Annotated in this window: 16 protein-coding genes; 8 read left to right on the top strand and 8 right to left on the bottom strand. The window is 37.0% G+C overall.

Going from position 1 to position 14883, the window contains the following annotated elements; translation table 11 throughout:
- Positions 1-74: 74 nt before the first annotated feature.
- The 3 genes from FHR28_RS10200 to FHR28_RS10190 form a co-directional block, all read right to left on the bottom strand.
- Positions 75-1292, bottom strand: coding sequence for an IscS subfamily cysteine desulfurase (locus tag FHR28_RS10200; RefSeq protein ID WP_004720627.1), 1218 nt, complete (start codon positions 1290-1292; stop codon positions 75-77).
- 1 nt (position 1293) lies between these two features.
- Positions 1294-1767 (bottom strand): Rrf2 family transcriptional regulator, encoded by a 474-nt coding sequence (locus FHR28_RS10195; protein WP_004720625.1) that lies wholly within the window; start codon positions 1765-1767, stop codon positions 1294-1296.
- A gap of 150 nt (positions 1768-1917) precedes the next feature.
- A complete protein-coding gene (locus tag FHR28_RS10190; RefSeq protein ID WP_004720623.1) occupies positions 1918-2571 on the bottom strand; it encodes a hypothetical protein in 654 nt (217 codons plus the stop codon).
- 268 nt (positions 2572-2839) lie between these two features.
- Between FHR28_RS10190 and FHR28_RS10185 the strand changes: the two genes are divergently transcribed.
- From FHR28_RS10185 to FHR28_RS10175, 3 genes are all read left to right on the top strand, one after another.
- Positions 2840-3325: a phasin family protein gene (locus FHR28_RS10185; RefSeq protein WP_171527311.1), complete on the top strand. Its 486-nt coding sequence runs from the start codon at positions 2840-2842 to the stop codon at positions 3323-3325.
- Positions 3326-3485: 160 nt separating this feature from the next.
- Positions 3486-3758 carry an HU family DNA-binding protein gene (locus FHR28_RS10180; RefSeq protein ID WP_004720620.1) on the top strand — a complete coding sequence of 91 codons (273 nt, stop codon included), beginning with the start codon at positions 3486-3488 and terminating at the stop codon, positions 3756-3758.
- 129 nt (positions 3759-3887) lie between these two features.
- Positions 3888-5762: a SurA N-terminal domain-containing protein gene (locus FHR28_RS10175; RefSeq protein WP_166782523.1), complete on the top strand. Its 1875-nt coding sequence runs from the start codon at positions 3888-3890 to the stop codon at positions 5760-5762.
- A gap of 117 nt (positions 5763-5879) precedes the next feature.
- Here FHR28_RS10175 and FHR28_RS10170 read toward each other — a convergent pair whose 3' ends face one another.
- The gene (locus FHR28_RS10170; protein ID WP_004720615.1) at positions 5880-6800 is read right to left on the bottom strand and encodes an AraC family transcriptional regulator; all 921 of its coding nucleotides are present in this window, start codon (positions 6798-6800) and stop codon (positions 5880-5882) included.
- A 191-nt stretch (positions 6801-6991) separates the two neighbouring features.
- On the opposite strand from FHR28_RS10170, the gene FHR28_RS10165 reads away from it, so the two are divergent.
- From FHR28_RS10165 to FHR28_RS10155, 3 genes are all read left to right on the top strand, one after another.
- Positions 6992-8209 carry an alkane 1-monooxygenase gene (locus tag FHR28_RS10165; protein WP_056511027.1) on the top strand — a complete coding sequence of 406 codons (1218 nt, stop codon included), beginning with the start codon at positions 6992-6994 and terminating at the stop codon, positions 8207-8209.
- Positions 8210-8459: 250 nt separating this feature from the next.
- Entirely contained in the window at positions 8460-8939 is a 480-nt protein-coding gene (locus tag FHR28_RS10160; RefSeq protein ID WP_166782522.1) for a winged helix-turn-helix transcriptional regulator, read from the top strand.
- Between the two features lie 420 nt (positions 8940-9359).
- Positions 9360-10658 carry a reprolysin-like metallopeptidase gene (locus FHR28_RS10155; protein ID WP_166782521.1) on the top strand — a complete coding sequence of 433 codons (1299 nt, stop codon included), beginning with the start codon at positions 9360-9362 and terminating at the stop codon, positions 10656-10658.
- 89 nt (positions 10659-10747) lie between these two features.
- Here FHR28_RS10155 and FHR28_RS10150 read toward each other — a convergent pair whose 3' ends face one another.
- The 4 genes from FHR28_RS10150 to tusD all read right to left on the bottom strand — a co-directional run bounded on the left by FHR28_RS10150 (position 10748) and on the right by tusD (position 12228).
- Complete coding sequence (locus tag FHR28_RS10150; RefSeq protein ID WP_004821403.1) at positions 10748-11059, bottom strand: TusE/DsrC/DsvC family sulfur relay protein; 312 nt, start codon at positions 11057-11059, stop codon at positions 10748-10750.
- 101 nt (positions 11060-11160) lie between these two features.
- Positions 11161-11445 (bottom strand): DsrH/TusB family sulfur metabolism protein, encoded by a 285-nt coding sequence (locus FHR28_RS10145; protein ID WP_166782520.1) that lies wholly within the window; start codon positions 11443-11445, stop codon positions 11161-11163.
- 20 nt (positions 11446-11465) lie between these two features.
- Positions 11466-11816: a hypothetical protein gene (locus tag FHR28_RS10140; RefSeq protein WP_166782519.1), complete on the bottom strand. Its 351-nt coding sequence runs from the start codon at positions 11814-11816 to the stop codon at positions 11466-11468.
- A gap of 43 nt (positions 11817-11859) precedes the next feature.
- The gene (gene tusD / locus FHR28_RS10135) at positions 11860-12228 is read right to left on the bottom strand and encodes a sulfurtransferase complex subunit TusD (protein ID WP_004720599.1); all 369 of its coding nucleotides are present in this window, start codon (positions 12226-12228) and stop codon (positions 11860-11862) included.
- Between the two features lie 69 nt (positions 12229-12297).
- On the opposite strand from tusD, the gene FHR28_RS10130 reads away from it, so the two are divergent.
- Both FHR28_RS10130 and fumC read left to right on the top strand, forming a co-directional pair.
- Positions 12298-13302 (top strand): SDR family NAD(P)-dependent oxidoreductase, encoded by a 1005-nt coding sequence (locus tag FHR28_RS10130; RefSeq protein WP_105712676.1) that lies wholly within the window; start codon positions 12298-12300, stop codon positions 13300-13302.
- Positions 13303-13458: 156 nt separating this feature from the next.
- The gene (gene fumC, locus FHR28_RS10125; protein WP_004821410.1) at positions 13459-14853 is read left to right on the top strand and encodes a class II fumarate hydratase; all 1395 of its coding nucleotides are present in this window, start codon (positions 13459-13461) and stop codon (positions 14851-14853) included.
- Positions 14854-14883 lie beyond the last annotated feature (30 nt).

Raw genomic sequence — 14883 nt, 5'->3', positions numbered from 1 at the left:
ATGTATTTCTACAATCTAATTTGGTGGCATTTTACTGATTTTCAATAAAATGCCGCGTTTTGATTTCAAGGAACTTAGTGTTCAGCCCATTCAACTGAATTTAAGTCGATCCCTTCTTTGTACATATCCCAAAGCGGAGAAAGCTCACGCAATTTCTCAACAGCAGCTTTAGTAATCTTAATTACATGATCAATGTCTTCTTCAGTCGTATAGTGACCAAAGCTAAAACGAATTGAACTATGTGCTAACTCGTCAGAAAGACCGAGGGCACGAAGTACGTAAGAAGGTTCAAGTGTTGCAGATGTACATGCTGAACCAGAAGATACAGCAGCATCTTTTAACGCCATCATCAATGATTCACCTTCAACAAAGTTGAAGCTAACATTTAAGTAGTTTGCAACATTGTATACAGGATGGCCATTTAAGAAGACTTGTTCTAAATCTTGTAAACCGTTCCAAAGTTTGTCACGGAGTACACGTAAACGTGTTTGTTCAGCTTGTAAAGATTTGCCAGCAAGTTCAAATGCTTCACCCATACCGACAATTTGATGGGTTGCAAGTGTACCTGAGCGCATACCACGTTCATGACCACCGCCATGAATTTGTGCTTTGATACGAACACGTGGGCTACGGCGTACAAATAAAGCACCAATGCCTTTAGGTCCATAAACCTTATGACCTGAGAAGCTCATCAAATCAACTTTCATGGTAGAAAGATCGATTTCAACTTTACCCGCAGCTTGTGCAGCATCAACATGGAAATAGGTTTTATTGGCACGTGTTAACTCACCAATTGCAGCAACATCTGTCACAGTACCAATTTCATTGTTCACCATCATCAATGAAACAAGTAGCGTATCTGGACGAAGTTCAGCTTGAACCATTTCTGGGGTAATTAAACCAGTTTTAGGTTCAGGTTCAAGATAGGTAATCTCAAAACCTTCTTCTTCTAATTCACGACAAGTATCTAAAATTGCTTTATGTTCAATTTTACTTGTGATGATGTGTTTGCGTTTAGAACCGTAAAACTGAGCAACACCTTTAAGGGCAAGGTTATCAGATTCAGTAGCACCAGAAGTCCAGACAATTTCGCGTGGATCAGCTTTTACTAAATTTGCGACTTGTTCACGTGCATATTCAACTTTTTCTTCAGCTTGCCATCCATAAGCATGTGAGCGAGAAGCAGCATTACCGAATGTACCATCAAAGGTTAAACACTCCATCATGCGTTCTGCTACTTGAGGATCAACAGGCGTAGTTGCTGCATAGTCAAGATAAATCGGACGTTTCATGTCAAATACCTGTAACCGATAAAAGGGCTGAATCAAGAGGTGCTGAATTTTGGCGAACTGCAACGGTTTGTACGTTGTCACGAGCTACTAAATCCGCAAGGGTGATTTTAGCTAAATAATCGGCAATATGGAGAGAGAGTTCTTGCCATAAATCGTGAGTTAAACACATTGCACCATTTTGGCAGTTGCCTTTGTGGTCACAACGAGTCGCATCAACAGTTTCATTTACAGCTTCAATAATTTCTAAGACAGTAATTTCTTCAGCATGGCGCGCTAAGTGATAACCGCCATTTGCTCCACGAACACTTGAAACTAAGCCATGACGTTTAAGTTTAGCGAACAATTGTTCAAGATAAGCGACAGATATCGTTTGGCGGGTTGCAATTTCTGCAAGCGTAATCGTTTGTTCAGGTGGCTGCAATGCTAAGTCAAGTAGTGCAGTCACTGCATAGCGACCGCGAGTAGTTAGGCGCATGATTCGATACACATGTTTTAGACTAGATGTATGAATTTTATGAATCCTGACTAAAATAGTCAAGTATTTTTAAGTTTAATTCTGACTAATTTAGTCAGAATTTATTATTTGAACAAAAATTACAGGAAAAATTCAATTTTTGTTCAAGTTTTATGAAAATATTTGCCAAAGATTATACACGACTAATGCCATAAATAGAAAGCCCAATACGCCTAAAGCCGTATATAAACGTTGTTGATTGAGCTGCAAGCGTTTAACACGATTTTGATATTGTTTCACTTCAACTTGGAGTGTGTTGATCTTAGAGCGTTGCTGATCAATCTTTTCAAGCAAAGGGGCAATGCGTTTTTTTGATGCTTTAGTCTGGCTGTCATCATCTGGATTGGTTAACCATTGCTTCCAGTCTGAAAGCAATTTAGGTGCAGTTAAGTGTACAACCAGATCACGAAACTGTTCCTTGAGCAGGTTATCGCCCTCCAGACGCATTTTTTTCATGCTACGACGATTAGCAAAGACAAAAATTTGGATGAAATCGATGAGTGTGCTACTCACAGAAAGGTCAATGGCTTTTTCTGGAGGTTGCAAATCAAAAAGAATACCACGATCTGTAAATTGAACATAAAAGTCAAAATAAGGAATATAACTATTCATTTTAATTGTAATCTGCTGTCCGACGAATTTTTTTGCCTGTAAGCGAACAACACGATCATGTTTTAATACGAAAGAATAAATGGTTTCCAATATAATCATGACAATGTTTAGCAACAAACGAGAATGACCTTGCTTTTGTTGCGATTCATTCATAAAAAATTCCTATAGCAAAACAGAGAGTCCGATCTCTAAATAAATTTGAAACAATCTCATCCATGACTGGAAACACAATATTTCCACAATGATATAAAAATTATCTTAATAACCATTGTCGAATTGCCAAGTGTTCCTTAACATTAAAACAATTACTTTGCTTTGTAGAACAGTTTAGCAAAAGGTTCAATAGTTTTATTTGATAATATAGCAATATTTTCTACATAATTTGGTCATATAGGTCATTACACGCTGGAGTTTGGGGTAAATGGAGCAAGATATGAAAAAGAGCAACAAAGAACAAACGGATCTTTATGAAGATCAAAATGAGTTTGATGAATCTCAAATAAAGCCTAGAAATCATAAAAAGTCAGGATTAGATTTCAGAAAATATACAAAACAAATCTGGTTGGCAGGGTTGGGAGCGTTCTCCAGAGCCGAAGAAGAAGGCAATAAACTCTTTGATTCTTTAGTCAAGGTGGGTGAGGAGCTTGAATCCAAGACAGTTGAAGTCACAGATCAGACAGTCAATAAAGTCACTGAAAAAACCAAAGAGTCAGTTGCAGAAACCAAAGACAAGGTTGAAAAACTTTTAGATCAGCGTGTAAATCATTCATTAAACAGAATTGGTTTAGTGACTGCTAAAGATCTTCAGCATTTGGAAAACTTGATCCTGCAACTCCACAATAAGGTCGATGCATTGGCTGAAGAGAACCAAAACTTACGCGACCAATTGCTAAAAAAAATGAAATAATTACCATTAATCCAAAAAAATCGTAAATTTTAGTCGTAATTTTTGTGAAAAGCGTGTTTGGAGTCTTGCGTTTCCCCCCAAAGCATTGCTATAAAGTCGTCATGGCCTTTGATCTACAGCCTTGGAACTTAAACAAACGATATAAGAGGACGTAATCTTCATGAATAAATCAGAATTAATCGATGCGATTGCAGAAAAAGGGGGATTGTCAAAGTCCGATGCTGGTAAAGCATTAGATGCGACTATTGCTTCAATTGGTGAAGCGCTTAAAAAAGGCGACACAGTGACTTTAGTCGGCTTTGGCACATTCAGTGTTAAAGACCGTGCTGCTCGTACTGGTCGTAACCCTAAAACTGGTGAAGAGCTTCAGATTAAAGCAAGCAAAGTACCTAGCTTTAAAGCTGGTAAAGGCTTAAAAGACTCAGTAGCTTAATCTGAGCTTGTTAAAAGCGCGCCTTTGTGGCGCGTTTTTTATGAAATATATTAAATTATCAGTGATTGCTCGTTCATTCATTTCACAATTTCAGTTAGAATCCTTACGAAATATAATATTGGAATACTCATGGAATCGTTTCGCACTCTCATAAGGGGCTGGTTTGGTAAAGTTCTCCTTGTGTTATTTTTAGCGCCATTTGCTGTGGTTGGTATTGAAGGCTATTTCAGCGGTGGGCAAAAAGCAGACGTAGCTAAAACTGTTAATGGTCAAGATATTTCTAAAAAAGAGTTAGAAACGGTTACAAAAGGCTATACAGATCAATTATTGGCAAATCCTGCTATACATGGGGATGAGTCTTTATTGAACAAAGAATTTATTGCAAATAAAGCACTTGATTACCTAATTAGCCAAAGTCTTTTAAGACAACAAGCTGATAAGTTAGGTGTGACTTTGAGCGATGCTCAAATTGAACAGAAAATTGCACAAATTCCTGCTTTTCAGGAAAATGGTAAATTTTCAAATACACTATATGCAAACTATTTACGTTCACAGGGTTTAACTAGCCAAGCCTTTATCCAAAATATTCGCCAAGATTTTGCCTTAAGCATTTTGAGCTCTACAATTTCGGATAATGCACTGATCAGTAAATTGGATATCCAGCAAATTGCCAACTTGCAATCTGAACAACGTGAATTATTCTTATCAAGCGTTAAACTTGATGACTATAAAGCCAATGTTAAAGTGACCAATCAGGAAATTGTGGATTATTACAACAAGCATCAAAATAAGTTTAAACAAGTTGCTTCAGTGGATGTGGACTATGTGGTGCTCAGCCCAGCGACATTGACACAGCCAAATGCGGCAGTGACTGATGCTGAATTACAACAAGCTTATACTCAGTTTGTAGAAAAATATAAGCAAAGTTTGAAGCGTGATGTTAAACATATTCTGATCACGACTGATTCTCGTACGCCTGAGCAAGCTGCTACACTTGCAAATGAAGTGTATGCAAAAATTCAGGCAGGTACGTCATTTGCTCAAGCTGCTGCGCAATATTCAGAAGACCCTGATTCTAAAGCGAAAGGTGGTGCACTTGCTGCCTATGCGCCAGGTGCCTTTGGTGATGATTTTGATAAAGCTGTGAACTCAACAAGCAATGGTCAAGTGTCTAAGCCTGTTAAAACTCAATTCGGTTATCATTTGATTGAAGTGAATACACCAGTAGATTCAGTGCCATCATTTGAGTCGAAAAAAGCTGAATTGACTGCTGAGGTTTTAAAGAATAAATCAGCCAACTATTTCTCAGACACTGTAAATAGTTTAAATGAGCAAGTGGTTAACAGTGATGCATTGGATGTGGTTTCACAAGCAGTGAAGACTGTTCAAGTTCAATCTGCAAATAATGTGAATTTAACGACAACCAATCCAGTTCTTGCTGATCCTGCTGTTAAATCTAAACTGTTTAATGAAGATGTGAAAAGCGGAAATACGACGGCTTCAAGTAATATCCAAACAGCCAATGGTGATGTTGTCTGGGTTAAAGTTCGTAAGTATCATCCAGCAGGTGTACAGCCTTTAGCGCAAGCAACTGCGCGTGTAAAAGCACAATTGATTGAACAAAAAGCGTTTGATGCTGCCCATGCAAAATTAAATGCCATGATTGCAGATTTTAAAAAATTGCCGGCTCAAGAGGTTACTGCGAAATATCAGTCTAATTTTGTCCATGCGGGAACATTCACACGTTCAAAAGGCCTTAAGCGTGAGATTGAGCGCGTTGCCTTTAGCCAGCCAGTACCTAAAGCAGGCATGTGGTCTGTCAGCACTGCCAAGCTGCCAAATGAGTTAGTTGTTGTGGCTGTAGCGAATGTGAAAAAAGTAGATACTGCTCAGATGGATCCTGCTGAAGTTCAGCAACTTACGCAAATGTATCAGAAGTTCCGTGGTGAACAATTATTAGATGATTATTCACGTTATTTAAAAGCACAAGCAAAAATTAAATAATTGATCTTCTCTGATTAAAAAAAGCGCCTCGGCGCTTTTTTTTATGTGAAATGAAATATAGTGTGAGTACAGGAGCTATATCACTAAGATATGATTAGCGGATGTCTCTAATCTTTTTTAGATCTGATTGCGATATTGGCTTGGGCTAAGTTCAAATTGTTTCTTAAATGCCTGGCTAAATGCGGTTTCAGATGAATATCCCACTTGGTGTGCAATCTGCTGAATAGGCAGTTGTCCTTGTTTGATCAGCTGGCTGGCAAGACGTAAGCGATGTTGTTGCAAGTAGGCTAAAGGTGTTTCCCCAATAATTTGATTAAATAAACTGGCAAATTTAGAACGCGACATACAACAGGTTTCTGCTAAGCTTTCTACGGTCCAGCTCTGTTCTGGACGGCTGTGAATGGCTGCAAGTGCATTTGAAAGTTCAGGGTGCACCAGGGCATTTAACCAGTTATTGTGATCTTGCATTTGCTCAATATAGTCACGTACACACTCAATCATCAAAATACTGACGACGTGGTCCATAATTTTATTTTTACCTGCCATGGTTCTACGGGTTTCAGCAGAAACAAAATATAATCCAATTTTAAGCCATTCAGGTGCCTCATCACTCAAGGCATTTTGAATATGTAAATATGGTGGGAGTGCATTGATCAATGGACGAGCCATGATTGCATTCATATGGCATCGTACAGAAAGGATAAGGGTCTTTTCTGAGCTTCCTTGACCAAATTCAATTGCGTCTTGTCTTAATCCATCAAACAGTGATTCTATATTGAGGCTTTCAACTAACTGCGTGTCTAAATGATTTTTTACAGTATGTGCTAATCCTGCTGGGATTAAAAACATATCGCCGGTTTGTAGTGCAACAGTCATTTTGGGTGAAAATTCTAAATAAGCATTTCCATACAGAACAATATGCGCGATCACGGCATCTTGTTTTGGGCTCTGAAATGACCAATCACCTTGAGCTTGAAGGTAAATATATTCTGAATGGTTGAGATGAATATCATCAAAAATTTTACTTAAAGCATCCATAGATTCAGTTCAAATTTCCTGTTCTCAAATAATAAAAATGTTTCATGCTATTAAAACATGTGCGCAAAGGACAAACTCTATGTTGAAGATGCCAAAGACTTTTTCATAGGTTTTATGGACGCTTACAACTGTCTTTAAGTTGAATTTTACATAAATATATAACTAAGTAGAAAGATAGGGAAGATATAGCCATGAATGCACCAGTTCAACTGACAGAGCAGCAATTGCAAGAATTAAAACCAAAGTCAGGTTTGGCACTTGATAAAAAGCGTTATCTTTGGATGATTAGCCCATCACTTCCAGTGATTGGGTTAGGAATTTTAGCGGGATATCATGTTGCACCTAAGCCACTAAAAAAAGTTTTTGCATTGGGTGGGCCACTGGTACTGCATGTGATTATTCCAGCCATTGATTCATTGATTGGTAAGGATAAAAACAATCCGACCAGTGAAGATGTAAAATTACTTGAGCAAGATCCGTATTATTCACGTTTGGTCAAATCCTTTATTCCGATTCAATATGTCGCCAATGTTTATGCTTGTTATTTGGTGGGACGTAAACAAACATCACTTTTAGATAAGATTTTGCTAGGTGTTTCAATGGGTGCAATTAATGGTATTGCCATTAACACAGCACATGAGTTAAGCCATAAGCATGACCGTATGGACCATATTTTATCGCATTTGGCATTGGTTCCATCAGGTTATAACCATTTCCGTATCGAACATCCTTATGGACACCATAAACGCGCTGCGACGCCTGAAGATCCTGCTTCGTCGCAAATGGGTGAAACGCTTTATGAGTTTTTACCACGTACCGTCATTGGCTCATTTAAATCAGCGATTGAGATTGAAACCAACCGTCTTAAACGTAAGGGCCTTGGATTCTGGTCTAAAGATAATGAGTTATTGCAAGGCTGGACAATGACCGCAGCATTCCATTCGTCTATGGTCGGGTTATTTGGTAAAGGTATTTTGCCTTATTTAGCAACTCAGTCAGCTTATAGTATTACGTTGTTTGAGATCATTAATTATATTGAGCATTATGGTTTATTGCGCCAAAAAGATGAAAATGGCAAATATGAACGCACAATGCCTGAGCATAGTTGGAACAATAACAACATCGTAACTAATTTATTCTTATATCAGTTACAACGTCATTCAGATCATCATGCATTTCCGACACGCCCATTCCAAGCGTTACGTCACTTTGATGAAGCACCTGAATTACCAAGCGGTTATGCAAGTATGCTGTTGCCAGCGATGATCCCATCGTGGTGGTTTAAAATTATGGATAAGCGTGTATTTGATCATTACAAGGGTGATTTGAATAAGGCCAGTATTTATCCTAAACGCCGAGCAAGTATTTTCAAAAAATTTGGTGTCGTGGACAAGTTATTGAATAAGTAAGATTTCTTTTAAGATAAAAGCCCAGAATTGGGCTTTTATTGTTTTTGAGCATTAAAAAAATCCCAGCATTTTTTAATGTTGACTAACGCTACTTTTAGTTGTGAGTCATCCTTTTGTAAAGCATAAGCACTTGTCGCTCAATTTAAATGAATGTAAAAAAAATCCCTGAAATACTATCTTTCTTTTTCTGTTTATTTCATAGTATTCAGCAATGGTATTTTAAATTTACAAATGTAATTTGGAACTTCGTATGAAATGGGAAGAAATAGGCAATCAACCGTGTTCAATTGCGCGTACATTATCTGTATTGGGTGATCGATGGACCATGCTTATTTTACGTAATGCTTTTATGGGTTTACGTCGTTTTGATGATTTTCAAGAAAATTTAGGTGTGACAAGACATGTATTGTCTGAACGGCTAAAACGTTTGGTCGAGCATGAAATATTGGTTAAAGTAGCTTATGTCGATCGACAAGAGCGTTATGAATATCGCTTAACTGAAAAGGGTTTAGATCTATATCCTATTTTATTAACCATGGTGGCATGGGCGGATAAATGGATGGATGAGGGGCTGGGTGCACCTATGGTGTATCAACATACCGTTTGTGGTCATGAGTTTACTCCGGTATTGGTATGTTCAGAATGTCAGCAGGCGGTGAATGCAAGACAGGTGAAGCCAATCGTTACCCCAGCTTTTTTTCAATACATAGCGCAGAAAAAATTAGCTTGATTGCTATTTCCTAGATGATTTTTCAATATTTTTCATGAATTAATTTTAGATTAAGTTGTTGGTAAATTTCATAAAAATCTAAAGGCAGGGGCACTCATTATCTTTAGTGTTTGTGAAAATGTTTAGATGAAGCGTTGCAAGTAATTTGAACTTTTAATTACTGATATTGTTTTTGATTTTTGTTAACAAGATATAAAATATGTGATTGTTCAATTTTAAAAAGATATAATTTAAATTAATAAGTAAAAGTATGAAAAACAGTAACTGTAATCTTAGTTTAGAAAATAAGGTTTATTGCTTGATAAAGAATTTAGAGTTTTTTTTAACAGATAACTTTGATCAAGTTATTAATTTTTATATACTTATTTAACTGATGCAAAAATTTAATAATTTATAAAATATTTAATATGGAGTCATCGAATGGGAATTGGTTCAAGCCCAACAGTCGGAAGTACTTGTGATACGTGCCTACAGAAGTTTACGATTCATTTTCGAAGATGTGAAGATAACATATATGATGGAAGTTATGGTTTTGATTGGTACAGACCTGAATACTTTAAAAAATTAACCAACTATAGACCGAATGCAGCAACAAAATTTGGAAACAAAGTTGCTTTAGTTAGTGGTTCGATACAATCATTAAAAGCGACATATACTCAAGACCAAATTACTAAAATTAGCCCATTTGGTACAGAATATATCCCTGCATGGTTAGCAATTTACCCAAGCTCACAGGAGGATAGCAATAGTTCTAATCCTGTCAATCAAGGGGTTAGGCTTAATTTAGAGTTGAGACTATTAGATTCAGAAAATAATTTTTCATTAAAAAATGATGGAACAAAGATTAAGTTTGAAGTTTCAAATCCGAATATTATTATTGAACCAGCAGAGTTCAGTGTCGAAGATTTTATTTACGCCAAAAAAATGACCCGAGATTTAGGCGAAGATATTAAAAGAGAAGAAGAGATTTATTATCTAGCTTCAGAAATAGTGAATATTAAGTGCACAGGTGCTTTGCAAAAACATGAAGAAATCATTGTAACAGCAATAAAAGGAGAGACCCAAGAGAAAGTTGGGAAGCTAATGCTTTATCATAATGCTGTGATTCCTACTATATCGGTTATCTTTGTAGACGTTATAACTGATGGAAAAAAACCAAGCCGTTCACATGATTATGAAAATTTTTTAAAGCATAACTCATTTAACCAAACTTTAATTAATGTAGAAATAAAAAATGCCCCAACATTTGATTTAAACAAATATCGTAGCAAAGACGATGATGTTAATATATCTTTGAATAAATTAAATATAAATGACACGGGTTATTTTTTAAGTGACTTAAGTAAGTTTTATAAAAAATATCAAGATAAAAACTTAGCGACTAAAAATTATGTTTTCGTCACAACTGTAGAGATAAAGAACGCAGTTGGTGCTGGTGGTGACAGCGTTACCTTATTTAACTGTCCTCAAAATATATTTAATCAAGTCGTGGTACATGAATTAGGGCATCGTTTTGGATTAGATCATTTGTTTGAATCACAGAAAATTACAGCCAAAGGATCGAGCTTTCAATTTATACAGGGTACTACAGCTAATTTTTTAGATTATGATCATTCGGATGGCGTAAATTTAAAAAATAAAACTGCAGTCAATCCAAATCAAACACTAAAATATTTTTTCAAATACCAATGGGATTTGCTCAGGAAGAAAGTGAAATAATTTATGCTATCGCCAGTTTAGATATTTACTCGCTATATTGATGGGTTTGATCTCATATTGAATTAAACGAATTAATATTTACGAACTGATCACAAACAATTTGCAGGTTTAGGGATACCTGCCAAACGGCTTAAATGGCGGGCAACCAGTCCTGTATTAAACTTGTCTTGTAGAACAGCATTATCAATTGCTGGGTTGATCGTTTTCATTAAAAATTTAATCAGTGGACGAGTTGCAGGTGAGTGGCCAAACTGGGTATAAAATTGACGTACTGCATGCAACACTTCAAAATGCCATGGGGTCAGTTGTAGATCTAAACTTTGTGCTAACTCTTGAGCAACCTGTTCATTCCAAATGGTGTAATCTACTAAATGACCATCTTGGTCTAACTCAAAGCTCATAAAACCACCTAAACAAAACAACTGAAACAATGTAACTTTTGATCAACAAAACATCAAAGATTGATTTTTAAAAAATCGAAGATAATTGACAAGCTAGCCCACTATTTTAAACTGATACAACGGCTAAAGTCTAAAACCAACTGAGCAAATTGTGGGTAAGAAATTGATTTAAAATTTTCAGGAATGGATTCAGATAAAATCTCAGCATCATTTTCAAGAAGATAAAGATTCTGTTTGTTTGTTAAACGCTGGTCTGCTACAAACAGTACCGCATCACCCATTAAAACAACGTGATCATGAGAACCATACAGTTGATCCAACTGATTCAATATATGGTCTGTATGTATAAAAGAAGATTGAATTAAATAAAGTGTTTTATCTGACATTTGGACTTTCCATCTACTGCTTACCAATACAACACATGATCAAAAGACTGAATAAATTCAGCATTCAGTTCTACAAATTCCAACTCTTGTTGTGATTGAGTAACAAAAGTCGAGGATTTATTCATATTTTCTACTAAAACTGGTGTTAAATCATAGAATTCAAAGCTATCGACCAGATTTGAAGCAAGCTTAAATACGTGATTTAATTGGCTAAAAGCCATTTCTGATTTAAGTAGGCTTAATCCAGCGTCTTTAAGTAACACTTTGACTTTACAGCCAAAAGTTGCAAGCACCATGGTTGCTGACAAGCTTTCATGTATCTGCAATGTATTTAAATTTGCTTGAGTTATCACAACGAGCACAGTATTCACACAAATTACCTTTTAAATGCAACACGCTAATGGGATGATCAACTTAGAATTGAATGATACGATCTGTAGATTGAACAGCATCTGCAAGTTCGCCTAAACCCACAAGCTCAAAGCCTTTTGCAAGATTATCGGCTGGAATTTGGTGACGTTTGGCATTCTCTTGATCTGTTATCCCCCGCGCTAATGCAGCACTCACACAGACAGGAAGTCGAATTGAGAGTTTTTGCCATTCTACAGATAAATTACGTTGATCGTCAGGAACCCATTGCAAGTTGTTCGCAACTTGTACACCATCTTGATAAAAGAAAACACGAAATTCTTGATCTTCAGCTTGCAGTGCCTGCGCTAAACCCAATGCATGCCATGCATGGATTGAAGTCGGTGCTGCGGTGATTAGTAATAAAGTACTCATTTGATGGCGATTCACTTGGAGAATGGACAGTTTGCAACATTCAAACTTGATAATGATAGGTAGTATACAATGATTTTAGTGACTGGTGGTTTAGGCTTTATAGGCTCGCATGTGGTTTTAAGTTTGCTAGCTCAAGGGCAAGCGGTCGTCATTGTGGATAATCTAGCCAATGCCAATCTGCAATGCTTAGAACGCTTAGAATTTATAACAGGAATGTACATTCCCTTTGTCAAAATTGATATTCGTAATACCCCCGCTTTAAATAAAGTATTTGAACAATATTCAATAGATACCGTTGTGCATTGTGCGGGATTTAAGTCCATTGAAGAGTCAAATCTAAAACCACTTGAATATTATAATGACAATCTCAGTTGTATTATGAGTTTATTACGCGCGATGCAGCGTACCGGTGTCAGAAATTTGGTACATCTTTCTAGCCTTATGGTTTATGCGCAATCAAGTTTAGAGCTGAATGAACAAACCGCATTTAATTATAGTTACCCTAATCCTTATATAAAATCTCAGCAAATGATTGAAGAAATCATTAAAGACACATTCAAAACTGATGAAGAATGGAAAATTGCCATTTTAAGGGTTTCAAATGTCGTCGGTGCATTTGAGCATGGTGTCTTGGGTGAGTTTGTTGCACCTCTACCTAAAAATGTTGTCCCTTTGGCTTTACAAGTTGCGGCTCAACAACGTGATCTAATTGAAGTACAACGTAATTCAGAGACTGAGGATAAAACGACTGAGCGTAGCTTTGTGCATGTACTTGATGTATGTGAAGCAATTAAATCAACTATTCTTTGGCTACATGAGCAGGGCAATGTTTATCAAAGTTTTGATATTGCAGGTCCTGTCAGTTCGATACAAAACCTGATCAACTTGATCGAAGAGGTTACAGCAAGTCAAATCCATCAAATTGATGCGGTGTATAAATTAGATGAACTGGATCAGGTTGCATCTACCAGCCAAAAAGCATTTGAGATTTTAAAATGGAAAGCACAGCGCTCGCTTAAACAAATGATTGAAGATGAATGGCGTTTTTATCAAAATACCTTAAACAACCGATAAAAATCCAGAATAGATGATTGTTGTAAATAATTATCATTTACATTTTTGATTGATTTGTTTAGCATAATCGCTTCGCTGAAGCTGGTGTTTTTACGCAGATGTTGTCAAAACAAGCTTTAACTTGAAAATAAGATATGGATGAAGAAGAGGTTGAAAATGCAAACACGTATTGAACATGACACAATGGGCGATGTTGAAGTCCCAAGCGAAGCAATGTGGGGCGCACAAACTCAGCGAAGCGTAGAAAATTTTAAAATTGGTACAGAACATATGCCACGCCCGATGATTCGAGCGATGGGGCTAGTCAAAAAAGCAGCGGCAATAACCAATGCCAGCTTAAACCAAATTCCGCATGATCTGTCACAGTATATTGTCGATGCTGCTGATGAAGTAATTTCAGGCAAATGGGATTCACAATTTCCTTTGGTGGTTTGGCAAACAGGTTCAGGTACGCAAAGTAATATGAACTGTAATGAAGTCATTGCCAATATCGCCAATCAAAAACTAGGCAATCCATTAGGTTCACAAAAGCCTGTGCATCCGAATGATCATGTCAATCGTGCGCAATCTACGAATGATTCATTTCCAACAGCGATTCATGTGGCTGCTGCGGTACAAATCAATGAGTTGCTTATTCCAGCAGTAAAACGTTTACGAGACACTTTACATCGCAAATCTGAAGCGTTTGACGATATTGTTAAGATTGGCCGTACTCATTTACAGGATGCAACACCACTTACATTAGGACAGGAATTCAGTGGCTATGTTTCACAGCTGGATCATGGACTAAAACGTTTACAACAGGCTTTGGTGTGGCTCTATGAGTTACCACTTGGTGGTACAGCTGTTGGTACAGGTTTAAATGCGCATCCTGAATATGCAGACAAAGCAGCGGAAGAATTAGCCAAACTGACGGGTTTGCCATTTATCAGTAATCCAAATAAGTTTGAAGCACTTGCTGGTCGTGATGCTGCTGTATTTGCTTCTGGTTCATTGAAAACCTTAGCTGCAAGTTTAAATAAAATTGCCAATGATATACGTTGGTTAGCAAGTGGACCACGTTGTGGTTTGGGTGAGTTGCGTATTCCAGAGAATGAACCAGGTTCAAGCATCATGCCAGGTAAAGTCAACCCAACCCAATGTGAAGCAATGACCATGGTGGTTGCGCAAGTGATGGGGAATGACACCACGATTAATTTTGCAGGTGCAGCGGGGAATTTTGAACTGAATGTTTATATGCCTGTGATTGCATATAATCTTGTTCAGTCGATTCAATTGCTTGGCGATGCATGTAACAGCTTCGATGAACACTGTGCTGTAGGGATTGAACCAAATCGTGAAAAAATTGATTACTTCTTACATAATTCATTGATGTTGGTAACAGCACTGAATCCTGTGATTGGTTATGAAAATGCCGCTAAAGTTGCCAAAACGGCTTATAAAGAAGATAAGACTTTAAAAGAAGTCGCGATAGAACTTGGCTTTGTCACGGCTGAACAGTTTGATGAAGTGGTACAACCTGAAAAAATGGTACGTCCAAACGCGAAATAATCAAAAGCTGTAAGTGACGGTACTGTTGAT

Source organism: Acinetobacter sp. BIGb0196, assembly GCF_011759595.1.
GTDB lineage: Bacteria > Pseudomonadota > Gammaproteobacteria > Pseudomonadales > Moraxellaceae > Acinetobacter > Acinetobacter guillouiae.
The sequence above is the reverse complement of the archived record's forward strand: the minus strand, read 5'-3'. Positions and strand labels throughout refer to the sequence as shown.